Genomic DNA, 23,678 nt, shown 5'->3' with positions numbered 1-23,678 from the left:
GAAGGCATGTCGTCTGGCGTCACCATCTATCACAACCCGCGCTGCGGCAAGTCGCGCGATACGCTGAAGCTGATCGAGGACAGGGGCATCAGCCCCACCATCGTGGAATACCTGAAGGAGCCGCCCTCGGCCGCCGAGCTTTCCCGCATCCTGTCCCTGCTGGGCAAGCGCCCGGCCGACATCCTGCGCAAGAAGGAAGCCGCGGAAGCCGGCATCGACCCGGCGAAACTGGACGATTCCGCCCTGGTCCAGGCCATGGTCGCCAATCCCATCGTCATCGAGCGCCCCATCGTGGTGACGGCCACCAAGGCGGCCCTGGGCCGCCCGCCGGAAAGCGTCCTGGCGATTCTGTAAGGGCGGCCTTCACCGAAACGCAACGCTCCGGCGCTTGGCTTGAGAGTTGGAATTGGCATAGATTGCCGGGACGGGCCGTCTCCTCCTCGTCAGGGAAGACAGGCTTTTGGCGAGGGGGCCGGCCATTTTTCCCCGGATGGCCCCCTCGCCTTTACATTCCAATACAGCTTCATCCTGTCATCCCGACGACCATCGGGAGGAGGGATCTCGTCCTGGCACGGCTCTTCAGGACCGACACCAACGGTCCGGGCGGAGATCCCTCGCCTTCGCTCGGGATGACAAGCTCCAAGAACCGGGATACGCGAAGGGACGAGTCCCTTCGCACCTTCTCCCCTTACCTCAACCTCAGGCCGCCAGCAGGTCGACGATGTCGCCCATGATGGCGGTGATGTCGTAATCCTTGGGGGTGTAGATGCGGGCACAGCCGGCGGCCAGCAGGATCTTCTCGTCCTCAGGGGGAATGATGCCACCCGCCACCACCGGGATGTCGGCGAGGCCGGCGGCCTTCATGCGCTCCAGCACTTCCGTCACCAGCGGCACGTGGCTGCCCGACAGGATGGACAGGCCCACCACGTGGACGCCTTCCTCCAGGGCGGCGTTGACGATCTGGGCGGGGGTGAGGCGGATACCCTCGTAGACCACTTCCATGCCGGCATCGCGGGCGCGGACGGCGATCTGCTCGGCGCCGTTGGAATGGCCGTCCAGGCCGGGCTTGCCCACCAGGATCTTGACCCGGCGGCCCAGCTTGGCGGAGACCGCCTCGACCTTGGCGCGCACGGCGCCCATCTTCTCGCCCTTGGCTTCCGCGGCGGCGCGGGCCACGCCGGTCGGCGCCCGGTATTCGCCGAACACGTCGCGCAGCGTCTGGGCCCACTCGCCGGTGGTGACGCCGGCATGGGCGGCGGCGATGGAGGGCTCCATGACGTTGCGGCCTTCCTGGGCGGCGGCGCGCAACGCGGCCAGGGCGGCATCCACCGCCTTGGCGTCGCGCGACGCCCGGAACGCCTTGAGACGCTCGATCTGCTCGGCCTCGGCCTTGGGGTCCACCGTCATGATGGAACCGTCGCCGGTGGTGAGCGGGCTGGGCTCGGTCTCGGTCCACTTATTGACGCCGACCACGATCTGCTCGCCCGATTCGATGGCGCCGATGCGGCGTGCGTTGGATTCCACCAGCTTCTGCTTCATGTAGCTGGATTCCACCGCCGAGACGGCGCCGCCCATGTCGTCGATGCGCCGGAGTTCCTCGCGGGCACCTTCCTTCAGGGATTCGACCTTACGGGTGATCTCGTGCGAGCCGTCGAAGATATCGCCGAATTCCAAGAGGTCCGACTCATAGGCCATGATCTGCTGCAGCCGCAGCGACCACTGCTGGTCCCAGGGGCGCGGCAGGCCCAACGCCTCGTTCCAGGCGGGCAGCTGAACGGCACGGGCCCGGGCGTTCTTGGACAGCACCACCGCCAGCATCTCCATGACGATGCGGTAGACGTTGTTCTCGGGCTGCTGCTCGGTCAGCCCCAGCGAATTCACCTGGACGCCGTAGCGGAAGCGCCGCGCCTTCTCGTCCTTGACGCCATAGCGGTCACGGCAGATCTCGTCCCACAGCTCGGTGAAGGCGCGCATCTTGCACAATTCGGTGACGAAGCGGATGCCCGCGTTGACGAAGAAGCTGATGCGGCTGACCACCGTCTCGAAATCGGCGGCCGGCACGGTAGGACGCACGGTGTCGAGCACGGCTTGCGCGGTGGCCAGCGCATAGGCCAGCTCCTGCTCGGGCGTGGCGCCCGCTTCCTGCAGGTGGTACGAGCAGACGTTCATGGGGTTCCACTTGGGAACCTCGGTATAGGTGAAGCCGATCACGTCGCTGGTCAACCGGAGCGAGGGCTGGGGCGCGAAGATATAGGTGCCGCGCGACAGGTATTCCTTGATCACGTCGTTCTGGGTGGTGCCGTTCAGCACCGAACGGTGCGCGCCTTGGCGTTCCGCCGTGGCGATGTACAGCGACAGCAGCCAGGCGGCCGGCGCGTTGATGGTCATGGAGGTGTTCATCTTCTCGAGCGGAATGCCCTCGAACAGCGTCATCATGTCGCCGATATGGCAGACGGGCACGCCCACCTTGCCCACCTCGCCCCGCGCCAAAGCGTGGTCGCTGTCATAGCCGGTCTGGGTCGGCAGATCGAAGGCGATGGACAGCCCGGTCTGCCCCTTGGCGAGATTGGTGCGGTACAGCTTGTTGGATTCAGCGGCCGAGGAATGGCCCGAATAGGTGCGGAACAGCCAGGGCTTCTCGCGGGCGGGGGCGGCGGCTTCGCGGGCGGTCTTTTCGGTCATCGGGCGCTCCAGACTGAATCCATTCAAAAAAATGTCTCTTTGCCAGGGGTTAGGGTCGGCTTGCGACCTAAAATTTCTCATTCCCCCGACTTCGCGAAACAAACTATCATTTTGTGCATTGCGAAGAAAGCGACAAAACGCTAAAAGGCGGTGTACCGAGCGCCGAGGCCGGCCGTGTCGGTGAAGTGTCGTCCAGAGGGTCAAGGAGTTCTAGGATGAGCGAGCAGGTGGTCAAGGATCTCTACGAGCTTGGCGAGATTCCGCCGCTCGGACATGTGCCGAAGCAGATGTATGCCTGGGCCATCCGCAAGGAGCGTCACGGCAAGCCCGATACCGCCATGCAGGTCGAGGTGGTGGACACCCCCGAGATCGACTCCCATGAAGTCCTGATCATGGTGATGGCCGCCGGCGTCAACTACAACGGCGTCTGGGCCGCCCTGGGCAAGCCCATCTCGCCCTTCGACTACCACAAGGCCGAGTACCACATCGCCGGTTCCGACGCTTCGGGCATCGTCTACAAGGTCGGCTCCAAGGTGAAGCGCTGGAAGGTCGGCGACGAGGTGGTGGTTCACTGCAACCAGACCGACGGCGACGACGAGGAGTGCAACGGCGGCGATCCCATGAACTCGCCCAGCCAGCGCATCTGGGGCTACGAGACTCCCGACGGCTCCTTCGCCCAGTTCTGCCGCGTCCAGGCCCAGCAGGTCATGGAGCGTCCGCGCCACCTGACCTGGGAAGAGAGCGCCTGCTACACGCTCACTCTCGCCACCGCCTACCGCATGCTGTTCGGCCACCGTCCGCACGTGCTGCGTCCCGGCCACAACGTCCTGGTGTGGGGCGCCGCCGGCGGCCTGGGCTCCATGGCCATCCAGCTGATCGCCGTGTCGGGCGCCAACGCCATCGGCGTGATCTCGGAAGAGGACAAGCGCGAATTCGTCCTCGGCCTGGGCGCCAAGGGCGTCATCAACCGCAAGAACTTCGACTGCTGGGGCCAGTTGCCCGACGTGGACGGCGACCCCAAGGCCTTCTCCGACTACATGAAGAAGACCCGCGAGTTCGGCAAGGCCATCTGGGACATCACCGGCAAGGGCAACGACGTCGACTTCGTGTTCGAGCATCCCGGCGAATCCACCTTCCCGGTATCGTGCAACGTGGTGAAGCGCGGCGGCATGGTCGTGTTCTGCGCCGGCACCACCGGCTACAACCTGACCTTCGACGCCCGCTTCGTGTGGATGCGCCAGAAGCGCATCCAGGGCAGCCACTTCGCCAACCTGCTGCAGTCGGCCCAGGCCAACCAGCTGGTCATCGAGCGCCGCATCGATCCTTGCATGTCCGAGGTCTATTCGTGGGACGACATCCCGCTGGCCCACATGAAGATGCTGCGTAACGAGCACAAGCCCGGCAACATGGCGGTGCTGGTCCAGGCCCTGAAGCCCGGCCGCTACACCGTCGAGGATTGCATCGAGGGCTAAACCTTGAGTGAAAACCCTCTCCCCACGCCGGGAGAGGGTTTTTTTCATTTCCAATCGTTCTTTAAGGACGCCGCCATGACCATCCTGCTTCCCGATCTGATCCCCACCTGCGAGTCCGCCGTCGCGGTGCTCGACAAGCTGCGGCTGGCCGCCAAGGCCAATGTCACCGCCATGGTCAGCAAGGACGGCAAGGTCAACGGCGCCCTGTTCGACGCCAACCAGACCGCCGCCCACGGCTATGCCTGGCTGGCCACTTACGTCGCCGCCCTGCAGCAGATGCTGGGCTGGGCCAAGCGCCTATCGGGCGAGGGCAAGCTGGGCGAACTGGAAACCCTGATGCTCCAGGCGGCGTTCGGCGAATACACCGCCCAGATCTACGGCGGCATTCCCATGAGCCAGGGCGAGATGGTGCGTCCCGGCGATCTGGGCCTCGACGCCAAGGCCGTGCACGAGTTCTCCAACGACGCCACCTCCACCTTCCGCCGCGCCGGCTGCACGTCGGCCGTGCGCACCCGCATCGCCGAGCTGATCCGCGACGGCCACCATTTCGGCGAGCCGGGCCTGGAGGACGAGACCCTGGTCCTCATCCGCGACCAGTTCCGCTCGTTCGCCGAGAACGAGGTCATCCCCCACGCCCACGAATGGCACCTGAAAGACGAGCTGATCCCCATCGAGGTGGTGGACCACGTGGCCGAGATGGGCGTGTTCGGCCTGACCCTGCCCGAGGAATACGGCGGCCTGGGCCTGGGCAAGATGTCCATGTGCGTGGTGACGGAAGAGCTGTCGCGCGGCTATATCGGCGTGGGCAGCCTGGGCACCCGCTCCGAGATCGCCGGCGAGCTGATCCGCCTCGGCGGTACCGAGGAGCAGAAGCAGTACTGGCTGCCCAAGATCGCGTCGGGCGAGATCCTGCCCACCGCCGTGTTCACCGAGCCCAATACCGGCTCCGACTTAGGCTCGCTTCGCACCCGCGCCGTCAAACAGGGTGACGAGTATGTGGTCACCGGCAACAAGACCTGGATCACCCACGCGGCCCGCACCGACGTGATGACCCTGCTCACCCGCACCGATCCCAACACCAAGGATTGGAAGGGCCTGTCCATGCTGATCGCGCCCAAGCCGCGCGGCACGGAAGACAATCCCTTCCCGGCCGAGGGCATGACCGGCGGCGAGATCAGGGTGCTGGGCTATCGCGGCATGAAGGAATACGAGCTGGGCTTCGACGGCTTCAAGGTTCCCGCCGCCAACCTGCTGGGCGGTGTCGAGGGCCAGGGCTTCAAGCAGCTGATGGAAACCTTCGAATCGGCCCGCATCCAGACCGCGGCCCGCGCCGTGGGCGTCGCCCAGTGCGCCATGGAAGTGGGCCTGAAGTATGCCAACGAGCGCGTCCAGTTCGGCAAGCCCATCTACGAGTTCCCCCGCGTCGGCGGCAAGATCGCCTGGATGGCGGTCGAGACCATGGTCGCCCGCCAGCTGACCTACTTCTCGGCCCGCGAGAAGGACGAGGGGCACCGCTGCGACATCGAGGCCGGCATGGCCAAGCTGCTCGCCGCCCGCGTCGCCTGGGCCAACGCCGACAATGCGCTGCAGGTGCACGGCGGCAACGGCTATGCCGAGGAATACCCCATCTCGCGCATCCTGTGCGACGCCCGCATCCTCAACATCTTCGAGGGCGCCGCCGAGATCCAGGCCCAGGTCATCGCCCGCGGCCTGCTGTCGGGCGCCCGCGACTGACCCCACTCATTCCGTCGTCACCCCCGGGCTTGACCCGGGGGTCCATGGATGGACGGGTCAAGCCCGGCCATGACGGCCAATGGGATGGTAGCGACCAGCAATTTGTTGATCTCGCCCCATAAATCGAATATCTGCCTGGGCGTCGCACTGGTCTTACCCCTTGTGGAGCGCCGCCCTTGGCCGGACATTTCCGCCACCGCTTACTGGCGTTGAAGGACGCCGAGCAGGCGTTGCGCCATGAATTGCTGCAATCGGGCGAGCCGGTGGGCGGGTATCCGCCGCAACTGCGCCGCCTGCACGAAGCCAATGCCCGCGAGCTGGAACTGATCGTCGACGACGAGGGCTGGCCCACCGCCGATGCCGCCGGTCCCGACGGAGCCGAGGCCGCCTGGCTGGTGTCCATGCACGCCGTATCGCGGCCCAGCTTCATGCGCCGCTGCTTAGGATTGCTGAAATCCGCCGCCAACCGCGACGAGGTGCCCCGGCGTCACGCCGCCATGCTGGAAGACCGCATCCGGGCGCTGGAAGGCCGCCCGCAGAAATTCGGCACCCAGCTGGACTGGCGGAACGGCAAGCTCTCGCCGCTCCCCATCGAGGACGAAGCCGAGGTCGATGCCCGCCGCGCCGCCGTGGGTCTGGCCCCCTTGGCCGAAACCATCGCCACGGCGCGCGCCGCCGCCCAGTCCGACGGCGCGCCCCCGCCCGAGGAATGGGAAGCCTCCTCCTCGGTGCTGGAAGCCCTGGCCCGCGAAGTGGGCTGGCGCTAAGGAAAGAAAAGGCGAAGGGATCTCCCATGTACACCGATGACGATCTCGACGCGGCCGTAGGGGAAGGCATCCTCAGCCGCGATGCTGCGACAGCCTTCCGCGCCTTCGTCGCCCGGCGGCAGTCGGCCCACGAGGCGGACGAGGAGAGCGTGCGCCTCGTCACCAGCTTCAACGACATCTTCGTCACCATCGCCGCCGTGCTGCTGCTCTCGGCGCTGGGCTGGCTGGCGGGCAAGATCAGCCCGATCCTTGGCGGCGCCTCGGTGGCCGTGGCCTCGTGGGCCTTCGCCGAGTACTTCACCCGCAAGCGCCGCATGGCCCTGCCCAGCCTCGCCTTGCTGCTGGCCTTCGTCTACGGGGTGTTCTCCGCCGGGCTGGGCGTGGTGGGGGTGGACGACTTCGCCCGGGGTGGTTACGGCGTCGCCGCCTCGGCCGCCATCGCCGCCCTGGCCGCCTGGGGCCATTGGAAGCGCTTCATGGTCCCCATCACCATCGCCGCCGGAGCCGGAAGCGCCGCCGGTGCCCTGCTGGCGCTCGGCCTCGCCCTGGTTCCGGCGCTCCGCGATTTCGTCCTGCCCCTGGTCTTTGTCGCCGGGCTGGCCCTGTTCGCCCTGGCGCTCAAGTGGGATGCCGGCGATCTGGCGCGCAAGACCCGCCGGTCCGACGTGGCGTTCTGGCTGCATCTGGCCGCCGCGCCCATGATCGTCCATCCGGTGTTCTCGGCCCTGGGCGGCGGCAGCGGCGTGGCCGGCGCAGCCGGAGCGGTGGCCGTCTATCTGGTGCTGGCCATCGTCGCCCTGGCGGTGGACCGCCGGGCCCTGCTGGTCTCGGCGCTGGCCTATGTGCTGTACGCCGCCACCACCCTGTTCGAGGCCGCCGGTTCCTCGGCCGAGGCCTTCGCGCTCACCGCCCTGGTGGTGGGCTCGCTGCTGCTCAGCCTGTCGGCCTTCTGGCATCACGTGCGCCGCCTGGTTCTCACGACGCTGCCCGCCCCCCTGCGGCAAAGGCTTCCCGCAGCCTAGAACTGGCGGAAAAGGCCGATTACGTATAAGGTGCGGGCCAGCCGCCCCACCTTCGTCATAACAGGCTCGAACACCATGCCCTCCGCCGCCCCCCGCCGCCCCCGTCCCGTCGTTCTGTGCATCCTGGACGGCTGGGGCTGGCGCGAAGACGCCGCCGACAACGCCATCGCCCAGGCCGACACCCCAAACTGGGACCGCTTCCTCGGCCGCTATCCCCATGCCCTGCTGCACAGTTCGGGGCTGCAGGTGGGACTGCCCGATGGCCAGATGGGCAATTCCGAGGTGGGCCACATGAATCTGGGGGCCGGACGGGTGGTGATGCAGGACCTGCCGCGCATCGATGCCGCCGTGGCCGACGGCTCGCTGGCCGCCAATCCGGTGCTGACCAGGGCCATCGCCGCCGTCAAGGCCAAGGGCGGCGCCATGCACCTGATGGGGCTGTTGAGCCCGGGCGGCGTGCATTCCCACCAGGACCATCTGGCCGCCCTGGCGCGGACCATCGCCGATGCCGGCGTGCCCGTGAAGGTCCACGCCTTCCTCGATGGCCGCGACACCCCGCCGTCCAGCGCCAAGGGCTTCATGGAGCGCTTCCTGGCCGACGTCGCCGGCCATGATGTCCAGGTCGCCACCGTATCGGGCCGCTATTACGCCATGGACCGCGACAAGCGCTGGGACCGCGTCTCGCTCGCCTGGAACGCCCTGGTCGAGGCCAAGGGCGTGACGGCCGCCGATCCGCTGGCGGCCATCGCCGCCTCCTATGCCGAGTCCAAGACCGACGAGTTCATGCTGCCCGCCGTGATCGGCCCGTACCAGGGCATGAAGGACGGCGACGGCCTGCTGATGGGCAATTTCCGCGCCGACCGGGCGCGCGAGATTCTCGACTGCCTGGTCAACCCGGCCTTCGACGGCTTCGCCCGCGCCCGCCAGGTGGCGTTCGCCGCCCGCCTGGGCCTCACCGAGTATTCCAAGGATTTGAACGCCTTCCTCGACACCCTGTTCGGGCCCGAGACGCTGTCCAACATCCTGGGCGAGGTGTTGAGCCGCGCCGGCCTCACCCAGTTGCGCATCGCCGAGACCGAGAAGTACGCCCACGTCACCTTCTTCTTCAACGGCGGCGAGGAAACGGTATATCCCGGCGAGGAGCGCATCCTGGTTCCCAGCCCCAAGGTCGCCACCTACGACCTGCAGCCCGAGATGAGCGCGGTCGAGGTCACCGACAAACTGGTGGCCGCCATCGAGGCCGGCACCTTCGACGTCATCGTCGTCAACTACGCCAACGGCGACATGGTCGGCCATACCGGCTTCATGACGGCCGCCATCACGGCGGCGCAGACCGTGGACGCATGCCTAGGCAGGCTGGAGGCCGCCGTGACCAAGGCGGGCGGCACCATGCTGGTCACCGCCGACCACGGCAACGCCGAGCAGATGAAGGACCCCGCCACCGGCGAGCCCCATACCGCCCACACCACCGGCCCGGTGCCCGCCGTGCTGGTCGCCCCGCCCGCCGGCGTGACCTCCATCGGCGACGGCCGGCTGGCCGACGTGGCGCCCACCCTGCTGGCCCTGCTGGGTCTTGCCCAGCCGGCCGAGATGAGCGGGCAATCCCTGCTTCGCCAGACCCTCCGTGCGGCGGGTTAAGGGAGCCCTCTTCGCAACGGCGCTGCTCCTGGCCGGGGCGGCGCCCGCTTTCGCCACCTGGGACCGCCCGGTGGATGCCGGCGAGCGCCTGCGTGAACTGGAAGGCCAGCTGGAGCGCTCGCGCGCCGCGCACGAGGACGTGCGGCGCAAGGCCGAGGAACTGTCGGCCGAGACGGTGCGGCTGCGTGCCGACATGGTCAAGGCCGCCCGTGCCGCCCAGGAGAGCGAGGACCTGCTGTCCGAGCTGGAAACCCAGCTGGAGGACCTGCGCAAGCGGGAAGTCAGCCGCTCGGACGCGCTGGAGCGCCGCTCGCGCCAGATGGTCGGCGTGCTCACCGCGCTCCAGCGCCTGGCCTGGCGCCCCACCGAGGCCCTGATCGCCCAGCCGCAAAGCCCCGCCGACACCGTGCGCTCGGCCATCCTGCTGCGCGCCGCCGTGCCCCAGATCGAGCAATCGGCCCGCGACCTGCGCGTCGAGATCGACGGCGTCGCCAAGCTGCGCACCGAAATCAGCGAGCAGCGCAAGCTGATCGCCACCACCACGGGCTCGCTGGAGCGCGAGCATGTCCGCATCAAGGACATGTTCGAACGCAAGTTCCAGGTGCAGAACGCCACCGAGCAGGAACGCCGCGCGCTCGAGGCCCGTCTGCAGGATCTGGGCAGCCAGGCCGAGGATCTGCGCGATCTGCTGTCGCGCCTGGACCAGGAGCGCGAGCGCCGGCTGGCCGAGGCCGCCGCCAAGGCCGCCGCGGAAAAGCTGGCCCGCGAGACCGAGGCCACGGCGCGGCGCATCGCCCGCGACGCCGAGCTGGCCGCCCAGAAAGCCGCCCGCGACGCCGAGCTGGCGGCGCAAAAGGCGGCGCAGCAGGCCGTGGCCGAAGCCAAGGCCCGCGACGAGGAGGCCAGCAAGGCCGCCCAGCAGGCCGCCGCCGAGGCGAGAGCCCGCCAGGAGGCCGCCGCCAGGGCCGCCCAGGAAGCCGAGCTGAAGGCCCAGGCCGAGGCCAAGGAAAAGCAGCTGGCCGCCGAAAAGGCCGCCCACGAGGCCGAGGTGGCGTCGCGCGAAGCCGCCGCCACCCGCCCGGTCAAAAACGACAGACCGTTCAGCCAGGCCCAGGGGCGGCTGCCCTATCCTGCCCGCGGCCGGGTGGTCGAAACCTACGGCCAGCCCAACGACGTCGGCCACGTCTCCAAAGGCATCACCATCAACACCCGCAAGGCGGCGCAAGTGATCGCGCCCTATGACGGACACGTGGCTTTTGCTGGTCCGTTCAGGGGTTACGGCCTTCTCTTGATCATCGAACACAGCGAGGGCTATCATACCCTGCTGGCGGGAATGGCGCAGATCGATTGCGCGGTCGGCCAGAAGCTGTTGACGGGCGAGCCCGTCGGCGTCATGGGGCAGGACGACAGCAAGCCCAACCTATATGTAGAGCTGCGCCGCAATGGCCAGCCGGTCAACCCGTTGCCTTGGCTCATGGCACAAAAAAGTAAGGCTAGTGGATGATTCGCAAGATTCTGATCGCGGCGGGCAGCTTCGCCCTGCTGTCGACGACCGCCCTCACCCCCGTTTCCGCCGCCGAGCGCAAGGAAACCTACAAGCTTCTCGACCTGTTCGGCGAAGTGCTGGAAAAGGTCCGCAGCGAGTATGTGGAACCCGTCAATGACGAGGAGCTGATCGAGGCCGCCCTGAACGGCATGCTGGCCTCGCTCGACCCCCACTCGGCCTACCTCAACCCCAAGAACTCCAAGGACATGGACATCCAGACCCGTGGCGAGTTCGGCGGGCTGGGCCTGGAAGTGACCATGGAGAACGGCTGGGTCAAGGTGGTCTCGCCCATCGACGACACGCCGGCCTACCGCGCCGGCATGCAGCCCGGCGACTTCGTCACCCACCTGGACGGCGAGCCGGTCCAGGGCCTGTCGCTGTCGGAAGCGGTGGACCGCATGCGCGGCACCGTCAACACCGACATCAAGCTGACCGTGCGCCGTTCGGGCGTGGAGCAGCCCTTCGACATCAAGCTGACCCGCGCGGTCATCAAGGTGCAGACCGTCAAGGGCCAGACCCACGGCGATATCGGCTATATCCGCATCTCGCAGTTCAGCGCCACCACCCACGCCGATCTGGTGCGCATCATGGGTCAGCTGAAGAAGGACATCGGCAAGACGCCGACCGGCTTCGTCATCGACCTGCGCAACAATCCCGGCGGCCTGCTGGACCAGGCGGTGGCGGTGTCCGACGACTTCCTGGACAAGGGCGAGATCGTGTCGACCCGCTCGCGCCGTCCCGAGGATACCCAGCGCTTCAATGCGCGCCCCGGCGACATCGCCGACGGGTTGCCGCTGGTGGTGCTGATCAACGACGGTTCGGCCTCGGCCTCGGAAATCGTCGCCGGCGCGCTGCAGGACCACAAGCGCGCCGTGCTGCTGGGCACCCGCTCGTTCGGCAAGGGCTCGGTGCAGACCCTGATGCCCCTGCACGGCCACGGCTCGCTGCGCCTGACCACGGCCCGCTACTACACGCCGTCGGGCCGCTCCATCCAGGCGGTGGGCATCGAGCCCGACATCAAGGCCGCCCAATCCAAGGTGGAGCCCATCGCCGGCGCCGCCGTGGAGCGCCGCTCCGAGGCCAGCTTGCGCAAGGCCCTGCCCAATCCCAACGGCGACAAGGCCAAGCCCGAATCCAAGGAGCCCAAGCCCGCCGCCGAGCCCAAGGCCCCGGCGCCTGAGTCCAAGGCCCCCGAGCCCAAGGGTGAAGGCGGCAAGGCCGAGGCGCCGGCCCCCATCAAGCTGGGCGACCCGGCCCAGGACTACCAGCTGGCCCGGGCCCTGGATCTGCTGCGCGGCCTGTCGCTCTATCGCCCGGCCCAGCGGTAAGCGGGGCACGGGTCCGCATCCATGGCCGCAGACACCCACTTCGATCTCGAGGAACTGGACGACGAGCCGGTTCCCGAGATCGTCGTCGAGGAGATCAAGCCCGAACGCAAGCCGCTGAACCTCAAGCCGATCCTGATCGGCCTGGGAATTCTCCTGGCGGGCGGCGGGCTGGGCGGTGTGGCCTATCTGTTCACCGCCTACCAGGCCCGCGACCTGATCGGCCTGATGGATGTGGGCGAGAACCCGCCCAAGCTGTCCTTCGAACTGCCCGGACGGGGCGAGACGGCCAAGCCGGGGGCCGGGGGCGGCCTGCTGACTCCGCCGGTGGCGCCCGGCGCGGAAAAGCCCGCCGGCGAGATGCTGAAGGCGGTCCCCGACGACACGCCATCGCCCGATTCCCTGCCGCCGGCCATCGCGCCGGAAAAGGCGCCGCCGCCCGCCGCCGCCGAGGCCAAGCCCGAGACGAAGCCCGAGACGAAGATGGCGGCCCTGCCGCCCGGTGATTACGTGGCCGAGCCGGAATCGCCGGTCTCCAAGGCCTTCGCGCCCAAGCCGCCGCCGGCGGTGGATTCCTCGGGCATCCCCACCCAGCCCAATCCCCGCAACGCCGACAAGCCCCCCAGCTACGAGGCCCTGCCGGCCTTGAAGGGCGAGGTCAAGGCGCTGCCCGCCGCGCCGGTCAAGGAACTGGCGAAGAAGACCGCGCTGGGCGACATTCCCGCCCCCGGCCCCGATGGGAAACAGCCCTGGCAGGTCTATGCCCGCCCGTGGTCGGGCCCCGCCGACCGCGGCAAGGTGGCGGTGGTGGTGATGGACATGGGCCTGGACAAGAACGCCACCGAAGCCGCCATCGCCAAGCTGCCACCCGAGGTGACGCTGGCCTTCAGCCCCTATGCCCAGAGCCTGGACAAATGGGTGAAGAAGGCCCGCGATTACGGCCACGAGGTGATGATGGTGCTGCCCGCCGAGTCCAGCGGCGCCCAGCCCCGCGATCCCGGCCCGCTGGGCATGACCAACGCGGTGCCGCCCGAGACCAATCTGGCCCGCCTGGAAGGGGTGATGACCCGGGCCGGCGGCTATACCGGCGTGATCTCCCTGGGCGACAAGTTCGCCGCCAGCGAACAGATCGTCCAGACCCTGGGCAAGCTGCGCGACCACGGCCTGCTCTACGTGGGGCCGGGTTCCGCGCCCGCCGACCGCATTCCGGCCATCGCCCCGGTGACGGCGGTGGCCGATGCCGACCTGTTCCGCGAAGCCATCGAGATGCGCCTCAATCAGGTCTCCATCGCGGCGCGCACCAAGGGCAAAGCCCTGGTGGTGATCAATCCCCGGCCGCTGTCCTTCGACCGGCTGCTGCCCTGGCTCAACGATTTCGACGGACAGAAGCTGGTGATCGTGCCGGTTTCCACCCTGGTCCAGCCCCCGCCCGCCCCCGGAAAGTCATGAGCAAGAAGCACAAGGCCCCCCTCCTGCCTTACGACCAGCGCCCCTACCGCCCCGGCATCGGGCTGGTGCTGCTGAACGACCAGGGGCTGGCCTTCGTCGCCCAGCGCATCGACACGCCCGGCTCCGCCTGGCAGTTCCCCCAGGGCGGCATCGACGAGGGCGAGGACCCGCGCGCCACGGCGCTGCGCGAGATGGAAGAGGAAATCGGCACGAACAAGGCCGAGATCATCGCCGAAAGCCGGGGATGGATCTCCTACGACCTGCCGCCCGAGATCGCCGATAAAAGCTGGAAGGGCCGTTTCCGCGGCCAGACCCAGAAATGGTTCTGCGCCCGCTTCACCGGGACCGATGCCGACATCAATCTCGAGACCGAGCACCCGGAATTCGCGCGCTGGCGCTGGATGAACCTGGACGAGGTGCCGGGGCTGATCATCCCCTTCAAGCGCGCCCTCTACGATCAGGTGGTCGCCGAGTTCCTGCCGGTGGCGCGGACCTTCCCCCTCAGATAACCATCTTCAGCTTCTGGCCCGGCTTGATGGCCTCGTTGGGCTCGAGGCCGTTGAGCACGCGGAAACGCTCCAGCTTGTGGTCGTCATAGGGCAGCTGCTCGGCCAGCTTCTCCACCGTGTCGCCGGCCTTGGCGGTGATGATCTTCAGCTTCAGGGGCTTCATGGCGGACTTTTCCGCCTCGGTCATCTTCCGGAGGGACAGGCCCGAGGTCTTGAACTCCTGGGCGTGGGCACTGGTCAGGTTGGGCGGCGTCAGATAGAGGAAGCGATAGGTCTGCTTGCCGTTCTTCACCGCCAGCAGGCGGGCGTCCATGGTGCCCTTGTTGGTGCTGAGCTTGGTCATCCCCGTGGCCGCCGGCATGCCGTTGATCTCCAGCGCCTCGATCCCTGAGAGCCGCGCCCCCTTGGCCCATTGGGTCTGCAGGTAATTGGTCATGTCGCCATGGGCCTCGGCCCCCATGTCGAAGCGGATCAGCGAGCCGTCGGAATGGGCCGCCATCACCGCCTTGGGGCTGTTGATCAGGCGAAACCCGGCCGGCACCTCGTAGCGGATGCCCAGCCCGGCATGGGCGAAGACGCGGCCCCGGACCACACCCTCGTCGGGATCGTCGCCCACCAGCAGGCCTTCCAGATGGGCGAGATACTGCTCGCGTCCCACCGCGCCCTTGTGGTCGCCCGCCTTGACGGCGGCGGCGGCATCGCGCACACGGTCGATGGTGCGGGGATGGCTGGCGAACAGCGAGGTCTCGTCCACCTCGTCGGGGGAGCGCCCGGCCAGCACCGCCTCGAGCCGGGCGTGATCGCGCAGCTTGGCCAGGAAGCTGGCCATGTTGTCGGGATTCCAGCCGCTGACCGCCATGTAGCGGATGCCCAGCTGGTCGGCCTCGCTCTCCTGGTCGCGGGAATAGCCCTGAAGATAGGCGGCCGCGCCCAATTGGGCGATGTCGCCCGCCCCCGACACGCCGGTCAGCACGCCGACCACCACCCCCAGCACGCCGGTGGCGACGTTGGCGGCCATGGCCTGGCTGTGGCGCAGCGCCGTGTGCCGCCCGGTGACGTGGCCGATCTCGTGACCCACCACGCCGGCCAGCTCCGCCTCGTCGTCGGCCAGCGCCATCAGGCCGCGCGACACGTAGACATAGCCGCCCGGCAGGGCGAAGGCGTTGACCACGTTGCTGTTCAGCACGGTGAAGCGGAAGGGGTCCTTGGGGGTTTCGGTATTGCCGACCAGACGTTTGCCGATGCCCGCCACATAGGCCTGGATCTTGGGATCGTCATAGGCGCCGCCGAACTGCTTCAAGATGTCGGGATGGGCCTCGGCGCCCATCTTCTGCTCGTCCTCGGAGGACAGCATGTTGAAGTTGGTCTTGCCGGTGCCCGGCGTCACCTGGCACGAGGAGAGCAGGGTCGAGGCCAGCAGGGCGGCAAGCAGAGTGACGGAGCGGCGCATTTTTCCCTCGGACGGCTATGACCGTGACGAAAGAAATAATACGACGATCGCGAGCGGCAACAAACCCCCCGCTTTAAACCATCTTCTTGCCGTAGCCGCGCGGCGTATAGGTCCAGGTGTTCTGTCCGGCGGCGAAGCTGCGGGTCTCGCTTGATCCCACCACCACCATGGTCAGCATGTCCACCTTGTCGGCGTCGAGATCGGCCAGGCGGATCACGTCCACCGTCTCGCCGGGACGGCCCAACTGGCGGGCCAGGATGACGGGCGTGTCGGGACCGCGGCCCGAAAGCAGGATGTCGCGGGCCCGCGGCAGCTGGTCGCGGCGGCGCTGCGAGACGGGGTTGTAGAAGCACACCACGAAATCGGCCATGGCGGCGGCCTTCAGCCGCGTCTCGATGCTTTCCCAGGGCGTCAGCAGATCGGACAGCGAGATGGTGCAGAAATCGTGGTTGACCGGGGCACCGGCCCGGGCGGCGGCCGCCTGCAGCGCCGAGATGCCGGGAACCACGGTGACCTCGACCCGGTTCCAGTCGGCGCGCTTCCGGCGGTCCAGCAGCTCGAACACCAGGGTGGCCAGGGCGTAGATGCCGGGATCGCCGGAACACACCAGGCTGACGGTGCGTCCCTCGGCGGCCAGATCCAGCGCCTTGGCGGCGCGGGCTTCCTCGGCGCCCAGCGCGCTTTCGTGCCGCTCCTTGGCCGTTGCCGCGTGGCCCAGCAGGTCGAGATAGAGGCCATAGCCCACCAGATCGCTGCTGGCCTCGATGGCGGCCGAGGCCTCCGGTGAGCGCCATTGCGGCGTGCCGGGGCCGATGCCGACCACGAACAGCCTGCCCCGCGCGCGGCCCTTGGCGTCCGCCGCGATGGCGTGCGGCGCGCGGGCCAGGGCCATGGTGGTGCGCGCCCCCTTGACCTTGGGAACGATCAGGACGCCGTCGCCACCGGCAACCGCCAGGGCGGCGCCTTCCGACACGCCGTGGCAGCCGGTCTCGGCGAACACCACCTCGGAGGGATTGACGAGACGGCCGACTTCGGCCTCCAGCTCGGCCGGCGTGAAGAAGCGGGCGGGCACGCCCAAATCGGCGGCCAGTTCATGCACCGCCGCCTCGTCGGCCTTGAGATCGATGCTGGCGACGCAGGCGATGGATTGGGGCGACAGCGCCTCCTGGGCCAGCACGTCGCGGACCAGACGGATCAGTTCGGCGGCCGGAGCGCCCCGCTCGCAGCCCACCCCCAACGCCAGGGTGGGGGGATGCAGCACCAGTTCGTGGTCGTCAGCCTCGACCGACCGGTCGGTAATGCGGACGGCGTATTCGGCTTCCTCGGCGAAAGGCACGCCACGCAGCCAATCGGCATCGCCGGATTCCACCTCCAGCGCCACCGCCTCCTCGGCCAGCAGGGCGGCGGTCACCGATTTCACGGCCGCCGGATTGCCCACCTTCCAGCCGGGCGGCGGATCGTCCAGCGCCACGCCCAGGGCCAGTTCGCCGGCGGTGGTCAGCGCCGGTCGGATGCCCAGCCCTTCGGCGATCTGGCGGGCCAGGGCGTTGGCCCCGTGATGGCCGCCCAGCAGCGGCACCACCGACGAGCCGTCGATTCCCACCGCCAGGACCGGCGGCTCGGCCAGCTTGTCGCCCAGCACCGGCCCCAGGGCGCGGATCAGGATGCCGGCGGCGCAGATGCCGACGATGGGCGTGCGGGCGGCGAACAGGGCGCGCAGATGGGCGCTGGTGTCCTGGAAGCCCACCTCGCCCTCCACCCGGCCGACCAGACCGTGAATGGAGGCGCCGGGCAGCAGGGCCTGAAGCGCGCGGGCGGTTTCCAGACCGGCGGGGGTGACCACCACCAGGGCGATGTTCAAAGCCATGCGTTTCCTCTGCGGTGAACCAGGATCAGGGAGAAATAGGGAAGCTCGGTGACGGTGGCGACATCGTGGACCCTGCGGCCCGGCAAGCCGACCCGCTCGATGATGCGGGCGCTTTCCCACAGGCCCAGGCGCCGCAGCACGGCTTTGACCTTGGGCAGGTGGCGTCCGATCTTCATGATCACGGCGGCGTCGCTTGCCGCCAGCGCCGCCTCGATCTCGGCTTCCGACCGGGTGGCGGGGATGATGGCCACCCCGTCGTCCCAGGCGCACAGCGGCGCATGAAGGTCGGCGCTGGCCGCCATGATGGAGGAGACGCCCGGCACCACCTCGACCGCGAAGCGCGGTGACAGGCGGGCGAACAGATAGATGAACGAGCCGAAGAAGAACGGGTCGCCCTCGCACAGCACGGCCACGTCGCGCCCCGCGTCCAGATGAGCGGCGATCGCGTCCGCCGCCCGGTCGTAGGCGGCCTCGGTCCCCGCCCGGTCGACGGTGAAGCCCATGCGGATGGCGATCTCGTCCTTGCCCGGCGGAATGTGGGGCGCCGCGATGGTGCGCGCCAGCCCCTCGCCGTCCAGCGGCGCCGGCCAGGCCAGCACCGGCGTTTCACGGATCAGGCGTACCGCCTTGAGCGTCAGAAGCTCGGCGTCGCCGGGGCCGATGCCGATGCCGTAGAGGGTGGCGGTCACGTCTTCCACCCCACGTAACGGGTGACCGGCATGGCCGGATGCCAGGCGTGGAAGCCGCCCACCCGGTCGAGGTGGGAGACGGAAATCCGGGTCATCTCGCCGCCGTGCAGGCCGTACAGGGCCACCAGGGCTTCCTCGCCCTCCATGGTCACCGCATTGGCCACCAGCCGCCCGCCGCGCCCCAGGACCGACCAGCAGATGTCCAGAAGGCCGGCCTCGGACACGCCGCCGCCGACGAAGATGGCGTCGGGCGGCTCGCGATCCAGCGGCAGGGCGTCAGGCGCCCGCCCGGCGACGATCTCGAGGCCCGGAACGCCGAGCCGGGCCGCGTTGCGCGCGATGCGCTCCAGGCGCTCGGGCTTGCTTTCGATGGCCACGGCGCGCCCGCCGGCCCGCATCCACTCGATGGCGATGGAGCCGCAGCCTGCGCCCACGTCCCACAGCACCTGTCCGGGCAAAGGCGCCAGGGCGGCCAGCGTCGCGGCGCGGATGTCGCGCTTGGTCAGCTGGCCGTCATGCTCGAAGGAATGGTCGGGCAGGCCGGGAACCGAAGACAGCAGCCGGGCTCCGCGCTCGGCAACGCACTCCACCGCCACCACGTTGAGGTCCGAGGCGCACCCCGCCGCATCGGTGATCCGCTCGTCGGGCCCGCCCAGGTTTTCCAGCACCAAGACCCGGCTGGGGCCGTAACCGTGGGCCTCCAGCAGCGCCGCCACCTGGGCCGGACTGGTGCGGTCCTCGGCCAGGATCAGCAGTTTGCGCCCCGGCGCCGGATGCAGCAGCAGGTTCTCGATGGGACGGCCGTGAATGGTGAGGAACAGGCAATCCTGCATGGCCCAGCCCAGCCGGGCCGCCGCCAGGGAAAAGGCGCCGGGATGGGGGATGACGGAGATGGCCCCGGCCCCGAACCAGCCGGCCAGGGTGGCGGCGGCCCCGAACCACAGGGGCTCGCCGCTGGCCAGCACCACCAGACGCTTATCCGCCCTGGCCTCCAGCAAGGGACGGCTGGCGGCGAAGGGCGAGGCCCATTCCAGCCGCTCGCCCCCATTTGCCGGCACCATGGCCAGATGGCGCGACCCGCCCACCAGCACCTCGGCCCCGCCGATCACGGCGCGGGCGGCGGGCGACAGCCCGTCCAGACCGTCCTCGCCGATGCCGACCACGGTGATCATGACAGCCCCCAAAGCGTGTCATCCCGACGACCAACGGGAGGAGGGATCTCATCCTGGCACGGCTTTTCGATATTGGCGCCGCCGCGCCAAGCGGAGATCCCTCGCCATGCTCGGGATGACAGGGCGGAAAAGCTCATTTCAAGCCCCCCGCCAGGGCGTTGATCGCGGCGGCCGCCATGGCGCTGCCGCCGCGACGGCCCCGCAGCGCCACATGGGGAAGACCCGACGCGATGAGCGCCTCCTTGCTTTCCACCGCGCCGACGAAGCCGACGGCGAAGCCCAGGATCAAAGCGGGACGGGGCGCGCCGCCTTGGATCAGTTCCAGCAGCCGGAACAGGGCGGTGGGCGCGTTGCCGATGGCCACCACCGCGCCCTCCAGCCGAGGCAGCCACTTTTCCACCGCCAGCGCCGAGCGGGTGGTCCCGGCCGCCTTGGCGTCGGCCTGGGTGACCTCGTTCAGGGTGCAGACCACGTCGTTGGCGGCGGGCAGATTGCGGCGGATGATGCCGTGGGCCACCATCTCGGCGTCCACCAGGATGGGCGCACCCGATTTCAAGGCGCCGGCGCCGGCCAGCCCCGCGCCGCCGCTCCACGCCAGATCGGCGGCGATGTCGGTCATGCCGCAGGCATGGATGACGCGCACCGCCAGATCGGCCAGATCGGCGGGCATGCGCCCCAGATCGGCCTCGGCCCTTATGGTGGCGAAGCTTTCGGCGTAGATGGCGGCGGGGTCACTGATCCAGGCGGTCACGGCGCGGCCTCAGCCGTGGCGATGGGGACGATAGGCGTGCCCGTGACCATGATCGTGGTGATGTCCATGGTCATGACCGTGGTCATGGTGGTGTCCATGGTCATGGTGATGATCGGCGTCGGTACCGATGCCGCGCACATGGTGGTGATGCCCGGCCTGCACCGCGCCCACCGAAGCCTCGTAGCCCACCACCTGTTCGCGGTATTTGCACAAGGAGCAGTTCATGGCGGGCGAGCCGTCAAGAATCTCGCCCACCCGCTCGACGAAGCTGTCCACCACCAGGGGATGGTCGTTGAGATAGGGGGCCTTGACGAATTCCACGCCGGGATGGGCGCTGGCGGCCTGATCGGTCCACTCGTAGATGCGCTTGACCAGGATGCCGGTGAACAGGAAATAGGGGAAGACGATGACCCGCTTGTAGCCCAGCCGGGTCACCCGCGCCAAAGCCTCGTCCACCAGGGGATAGGCCACGCCGGAAAAGGCGATCTCGGCCCAGCCGAAGCCCATGCCTTCCCACAGCATGCGCGCCACCTTGGCGATATTGGAATTGGCGTCGGGGTCGTTGGTGCCGCGCCCCACCACCAGCAGCAAGGTGTCCTTGCGCTCGACGCCCGTGGCCGAGGCGGCCTCGGCCTCCTCGATGCGGGCGCGGGCGGCAGCCAGCAGCTTGGTGTCGATGGCCAGTTCGCGCCCGAAGGTGATGGGCAGACCGGGATTCTCGGCGGCGAAGGAGTTGATCTCCCACGGCAGGTCGTTCTTGACGTGGCCGGCGGCGAACAGCATGCCCGGCACCGCCAGGATGCGCGACACGCCCTTGGCCTTCAAGGCATCGAGGCCGGTGCGGATGATGGGCTTGGCGAATTCGAGAAAGCCCGAATCCACCTCGTATTGCGGCAGCCTTTGGGCCAGATGGCCGGCCAGCGCCTGGAATTCCCGGATGGCATCCACGTCGCGGCTGCCATGGCCGCACAACATCACACCGATCTTTTCGCTCATCTCGCCCTGGTCCTTGCCTTCGAGCCGCCCGGCTGGTCCATGCCTCCGGCCGGTTTGAAGGCGGACTATAGGCGCGACGCGCCGAGCGATTCCAGCCAAATCATGCCGGTTGACGAGCCCCATGCCGCCCGCCCATCCTGGCGGCCATGTTTCCGCTGTTCACCCAATCGACCCACGCCCCCGACGGCATGATGCTGCTGTTCATGGCCATCGCCCTGGACGCGGCGCTGGGCGAGATGGGGCCGCTGTTTCGCCTGTTGCCTCATCCGGTGGTGCTGATCGGCCGTTTCATCGGCGAGCTCGACCACCGCCTCAACCGGCCGGAGCGCTCGGAGTCCGACCGCCGCCGCCGGGGAATCCTGGTGGCACTGGGCCTGGCCCTGGGGGCGCTGGCGGTGGGCGCGGTGATCGCGTTCCTGGCCCGCACCCTGCCCCATGCCTGGCTGTTCGAAGTCTTCGTCGCCGCCACCCTGATCGCCCAGCGCTCGCTGTTCGAGCATGTGCACGACGTGGCGGTGGCCCTGAAGGACAGCGGGCTGGAAGCCGGGCGCTACGCCGTGTCGCGCATCGTCGGCCGCGATCCGCAAAGCCTCGACTCCCACGGCGTGGTCCGCGCCGCCATCGAGAGCCTGGCCGAGAATTTCGCCGATGGCGTGGTGGCGCCGGTGTTCTGGTACGCGCTGCTCGGCCTGCCCGGCCTGATCCTCTACAAGACGGTCAACACCGCCGATTCCATGATCGGCCACCTGAACGACAAGTACCGGGAGTTCGGCATGGCCTCGGCGCGGCTTGACGACCTGCTGAATCTCGTTCCCGCCCGCCTCGCCGGATTGCTGCTGGTCCTGGCCGCGCCCTTTATCCCTAAGGGCCGTCCGTGGAGCGCCCTGGTCACCATGCTGCGGGATTCGGGCCACCACCGCTCGCCCAATTCCGGCTGGCCCGAGGCGGCCGCCGCCGGCGCCCTGGACCTGGCCCTGGGCGGCCCGCGCAAGTATCCCGGCCTGGTGGTGAACGAGAAGTGGATCGGATCGGGAAGGGCGCGGGCGGAAATCTCCGACATCCACCGGGCGCTGCACCTCTATACCGTCGCCTGCCTGATCCAGGCCGGTCTGGTGATCTTCCTGCTGTGGCTACAGGCCTGACAGCGCCCTGATCCGCCCCATGTCCAGATGGGTTTCCAGATGGTCGGCGAGACGCTCGAGCACGGCGTCCACCATGGGTTCGTATTCCAGCCCGCTATCGGAGCCCAGCAGGGCGGCGCGGAAGGAATCGGCGGCGAACAGGCCGTGCAGGTAGCAGCCCATGATCCGCCCATCCGCCGAGACCGCGCCGTCGGGGCGTCCTTCCAGGGAAAGGAAGGGGCGCGCCGTGTCGGGGCCGGTGGTGCGGCCCATATGCATCTCGTAGCCTTCGACCGCATGACCCGATGCATCGGAGCCACAGGCGCGGCAGAGCACCTTGTCCCCTTCCATGACGGTCTCCACGTCGAGCAGGCCGAGACCGGCGGCCACACCGCCCGCCGGGCCTTCGACGCCCAGGGGATCGGCGACGGTCCGGCCCAGCATCTGGAAGCCGGCGCAGATGCCCAGCACCCGGCCGCCGCGCCGCGCATGGGCCAGGATGTCGATGTCCCAGCCTTGCGCCCTTAAGAAATCCAGATCGGCGATGGTGGATTTCGAGCCGGGCAGGATGATGAGGTCGCAATCGAGGGGAAGCGGACGGCCCGGTTCCACCATGTCGAGGCTGACGCCCGGCTCGGCGGCCAGCGGATCGAAATCGTCGAAATTGGCGATGCGCGACAGGCGCGGCACCGCGATCTTCAAACCACCGCCCCCGGCACGCCCCTTGCCGAGTGAAGCTGAATCCTCGGCGGGCAGGCGGGCGGCCTCGGCGAACCAGGGAACGACGCCCAGACACTCCAGCCCGGTCTTGTCCCGGATGATGCCGAGCGCCGGGGTGAACAGGGCCGGGTCGCCGCGAAAGCGGTTGATGACGTAGCCCTTCAGTCTCGCCCGTTCGGCGTCGGGCAGGATGGCCCAGGTGCCGACGACGCTGGCGATCACGCCGCCCCGGTCGATGTCGGCCACCAGCACGACGGGCAGATCGGCGGCCTCGGCGAAGCCCATATTGGCGATGTCGGCGGCGCGCAAATTCACCTCGGCCGCGCTGCCGGCCCCTTCCACCACCATGACGTCGGCCCGCGCGGCGAGGCGGGCGTAGCTTTCCAGCACCCGGGGCAGCAGGGTGGGTTTCAGCGCGTGGTAGTCGCGCGCCGTGGCGTTGGCCACCACTTTGCCTTGGACCACCACCTGTGAGCCCACGTCGCTTTGCGGCTTCAACAGCACCGGGTTCATGTCGGAGCAGGGCTCCACCCCCGCCGCCCTGGCCTGCAGCGCCTGGGCGCGGCCGATCTCGCCGCCGTCGGCCGTGACGGCGGCGTTGTTGGACATGTTCTGCGGCTTGAACGGCAGGGCGCGCATGCCCCTGCGGGCGAACAGCCGGCACAGCCCGGCGGCCAGCAGCGATTTGCCCACGTCGGAGCCGGTGCCTTGCAGCATCAGGGCGGGTGTCTTGCTCATGGGGGCGACTGTCGCAGACCATGCGCATGG

The 23,678-nt window shown here is 68.7% G+C and carries 19 protein-coding genes; 11 read left to right on the top strand and 8 right to left on the bottom strand.

The genetic code is table 11. The annotated features are described in order from the left end of the window. Window positions 1-6 precede the first annotated feature (6 nt). A complete protein-coding gene (arsC, locus tag WV31_RS14545; RefSeq protein ID WP_085374247.1) occupies window positions 7-354 on the top strand; it encodes an arsenate reductase (glutaredoxin) in 348 nt (115 codons plus the stop codon). A 345-nt stretch (window positions 355-699) separates the two neighbouring features. Here arsC and WV31_RS14540 read toward each other — a convergent pair whose 3' ends face one another. Beyond that, window positions 700-2,682 carry a protein meaA gene (locus WV31_RS14540; protein ID WP_085374246.1) on the bottom strand — a complete coding sequence of 661 codons (1,983 nt, stop codon included), beginning with the start codon at window positions 2,680-2,682 and terminating at the stop codon, window positions 700-702. A gap of 215 nt (window positions 2,683-2,897) precedes the next feature. On the opposite strand from WV31_RS14540, the gene ccrA reads away from it, so the two are divergent. The 9 genes from ccrA (at window position 2,898) to WV31_RS14495 (ending at window position 14,144) form a co-directional block, all read left to right on the top strand. Next, complete coding sequence (gene ccrA, locus WV31_RS14535; RefSeq protein WP_085374245.1) at window positions 2,898-4,154, top strand: crotonyl-CoA carboxylase/reductase; 1,257 nt, start codon at window positions 2,898-2,900, stop codon at window positions 4,152-4,154. Window positions 4,155-4,229: 75 nt separating this feature from the next. After that, complete coding sequence (locus WV31_RS14530) at window positions 4,230-5,888, top strand: acyl-CoA dehydrogenase family protein (RefSeq protein WP_085374244.1); 1,659 nt, start codon at window positions 4,230-4,232, stop codon at window positions 5,886-5,888. Between the two features lie 176 nt (window positions 5,889-6,064). Next, complete coding sequence (locus WV31_RS14525) at window positions 6,065-6,655, top strand: DUF6624 domain-containing protein (protein WP_085374243.1); 591 nt, start codon at window positions 6,065-6,067, stop codon at window positions 6,653-6,655. A gap of 26 nt (window positions 6,656-6,681) precedes the next feature. Beyond that, complete coding sequence (locus tag WV31_RS14520) at window positions 6,682-7,677, top strand: hypothetical protein (protein ID WP_085374242.1); 996 nt, start codon at window positions 6,682-6,684, stop codon at window positions 7,675-7,677. A gap of 75 nt (window positions 7,678-7,752) precedes the next feature. Then, entirely contained in the window at window positions 7,753-9,315 is a 1,563-nt protein-coding gene (gene gpmI, locus WV31_RS14515) for a 2,3-bisphosphoglycerate-independent phosphoglycerate mutase (protein WP_085374241.1), read from the top strand. Beyond that, window positions 9,302-10,819, top strand: coding sequence for a murein hydrolase activator EnvC family protein (locus WV31_RS14510; protein WP_237051304.1), 1,518 nt, complete (start codon window positions 9,302-9,304; stop codon window positions 10,817-10,819). The genes gpmI and WV31_RS14510 overlap by 14 nt, the downstream gene beginning before the upstream one ends. Continuing rightward, window positions 10,816-12,189 carry a S41 family peptidase gene (locus WV31_RS14505; protein WP_085374240.1) on the top strand — a complete coding sequence of 458 codons (1,374 nt, stop codon included), beginning with the start codon at window positions 10,816-10,818 and terminating at the stop codon, window positions 12,187-12,189. Before WV31_RS14510 ends, WV31_RS14505 begins: the two co-directional genes overlap by 4 nt. A gap of 21 nt (window positions 12,190-12,210) precedes the next feature. Beyond that, a complete protein-coding gene (locus WV31_RS14500; RefSeq protein WP_085374239.1) occupies window positions 12,211-13,635 on the top strand; it encodes a divergent polysaccharide deacetylase family protein in 1,425 nt (474 codons plus the stop codon). After that, window positions 13,632-14,144, top strand: coding sequence for an RNA pyrophosphohydrolase (locus tag WV31_RS14495; protein WP_085374238.1), 513 nt, complete (start codon window positions 13,632-13,634; stop codon window positions 14,142-14,144). Before WV31_RS14500 ends, WV31_RS14495 begins: the two co-directional genes overlap by 4 nt. On the opposite strand, the gene WV31_RS14490 is transcribed toward WV31_RS14495, so the two are convergent. The 6 genes from WV31_RS14490 to WV31_RS14465 all read right to left on the bottom strand — a co-directional run bounded on the left by WV31_RS14490 (window position 14,137) and on the right by WV31_RS14465 (window position 21,069). Further along, a complete protein-coding gene (locus tag WV31_RS14490) occupies window positions 14,137-15,594 on the bottom strand; it encodes a M48 family metalloprotease (RefSeq protein ID WP_085374237.1) in 1,458 nt (485 codons plus the stop codon). The genes WV31_RS14495 and WV31_RS14490 overlap by 8 nt on opposite strands. A 73-nt stretch (window positions 15,595-15,667) precedes the next feature. Further along, a complete protein-coding gene (cobJ, locus tag WV31_RS14485) occupies window positions 15,668-17,461 on the bottom strand; it encodes a precorrin-3B C(17)-methyltransferase (RefSeq protein WP_085374236.1) in 1,794 nt (597 codons plus the stop codon). Further along, window positions 17,452-18,150 (bottom strand): precorrin-2 C(20)-methyltransferase, encoded by a 699-nt coding sequence (gene cobI / locus WV31_RS14480; protein WP_085374235.1) that lies wholly within the window; start codon window positions 18,148-18,150, stop codon window positions 17,452-17,454. Before cobI ends, cobJ begins: the two co-directional genes overlap by 10 nt. Next, a complete protein-coding gene (gene cbiE / locus WV31_RS14475) occupies window positions 18,147-19,322 on the bottom strand; it encodes a precorrin-6y C5,15-methyltransferase (decarboxylating) subunit CbiE (RefSeq protein ID WP_085374234.1) in 1,176 nt (391 codons plus the stop codon). The genes cobI and cbiE overlap by 4 nt, the downstream gene beginning before the upstream one ends. A gap of 133 nt (window positions 19,323-19,455) precedes the next feature. Beyond that, a complete protein-coding gene (locus tag WV31_RS14470) occupies window positions 19,456-20,073 on the bottom strand; it encodes a precorrin-8X methylmutase (protein ID WP_085374233.1) in 618 nt (205 codons plus the stop codon). A gap of 9 nt (window positions 20,074-20,082) precedes the next feature. Next, on the bottom strand, window positions 20,083-21,069 hold the full coding sequence (locus WV31_RS14465) for a sirohydrochlorin chelatase (RefSeq protein WP_085374232.1): 987 nt from the start codon (window positions 21,067-21,069) through the stop codon (window positions 20,083-20,085). A 146-nt stretch (window positions 21,070-21,215) separates the two neighbouring features. On the opposite strand from WV31_RS14465, the gene cbiB reads away from it, so the two are divergent. Next, window positions 21,216-22,211, top strand: a complete 996-nt coding sequence (gene cbiB / locus WV31_RS14460; protein WP_085374231.1) for an adenosylcobinamide-phosphate synthase CbiB — start codon at window positions 21,216-21,218, stop codon at window positions 22,209-22,211. Here the strand turns inward: cbiB and WV31_RS14455 are convergent. After that, window positions 22,200-23,648, bottom strand: coding sequence for a cobyric acid synthase (locus tag WV31_RS14455; RefSeq protein ID WP_168185952.1), 1,449 nt, complete (start codon window positions 23,646-23,648; stop codon window positions 22,200-22,202). The two genes, cbiB and WV31_RS14455, sit on opposite strands and share 12 nt — an antisense overlap. Window positions 23,649-23,678 lie beyond the last annotated feature (30 nt).

It is taken from the genome of Magnetospirillum sp. ME-1 (assembly GCF_002105535.1).
In the GTDB taxonomy this organism is placed as follows: Bacteria; Pseudomonadota; Alphaproteobacteria; order Rhodospirillales; family Magnetospirillaceae; genus Phaeospirillum.
Note: the sequence above shows the minus strand (reverse complement) of the source record. Positions and strands in the feature narration are given on the sequence as shown.

Excerpts from the sequence above, each read along its gene's own strand:
- arsC (WP_085374247.1), top strand. The coding sequence starts at position 7 with ATGTCGTCTGGCGTCACCATCTATCACAACCCGCGCTGCGGCAAGTCG.
- WV31_RS14540 (WP_085374246.1), bottom strand. The coding sequence starts at position 2,682 with ATGACCGAAAAGACCGCCCGCGAAGCCGCCGCCCCCGCCCGCGAGAAG.
- ccrA (WP_085374245.1), top strand. The coding sequence starts at position 2,898 with ATGAGCGAGCAGGTGGTCAAGGATCTCTACGAGCTTGGCGAGATTCCG.
- WV31_RS14530 (WP_085374244.1), top strand. The coding sequence starts at position 4,230 with ATGACCATCCTGCTTCCCGATCTGATCCCCACCTGCGAGTCCGCCGTC.
- WV31_RS14520 (WP_085374242.1), top strand. The coding sequence starts at position 6,682 with ATGTACACCGATGACGATCTCGACGCGGCCGTAGGGGAAGGCATCCTC.
- gpmI (WP_085374241.1), top strand. The coding sequence starts at position 7,753 with ATGCCCTCCGCCGCCCCCCGCCGCCCCCGTCCCGTCGTTCTGTGCATC.
- WV31_RS14505 (WP_085374240.1), top strand. The coding sequence starts at position 10,816 with ATGATTCGCAAGATTCTGATCGCGGCGGGCAGCTTCGCCCTGCTGTCG.
- WV31_RS14500 (WP_085374239.1), top strand. The coding sequence starts at position 12,211 with ATGGCCGCAGACACCCACTTCGATCTCGAGGAACTGGACGACGAGCCG.
- WV31_RS14495 (WP_085374238.1), top strand. The coding sequence starts at position 13,632 with ATGAGCAAGAAGCACAAGGCCCCCCTCCTGCCTTACGACCAGCGCCCC.
- WV31_RS14490 (WP_085374237.1), bottom strand. The coding sequence starts at position 15,594 with ATGCGCCGCTCCGTCACTCTGCTTGCCGCCCTGCTGGCCTCGACCCTG.
- cobJ (WP_085374236.1), bottom strand. The coding sequence starts at position 17,461 with ATGGCTTTGAACATCGCCCTGGTGGTGGTCACCCCCGCCGGTCTGGAA.
- cbiE (WP_085374234.1), bottom strand. The coding sequence starts at position 19,322 with ATGATCACCGTGGTCGGCATCGGCGAGGACGGTCTGGACGGGCTGTCG.
- WV31_RS14465 (WP_085374232.1), bottom strand. The coding sequence starts at position 21,069 with ATGAGCGAAAAGATCGGTGTGATGTTGTGCGGCCATGGCAGCCGCGAC.
- cbiB (WP_085374231.1), top strand. The coding sequence starts at position 21,216 with ATGTTTCCGCTGTTCACCCAATCGACCCACGCCCCCGACGGCATGATG.
- WV31_RS14455 (WP_168185952.1), bottom strand. The coding sequence starts at position 23,648 with ATGAGCAAGACACCCGCCCTGATGCTGCAAGGCACCGGCTCCGACGTG.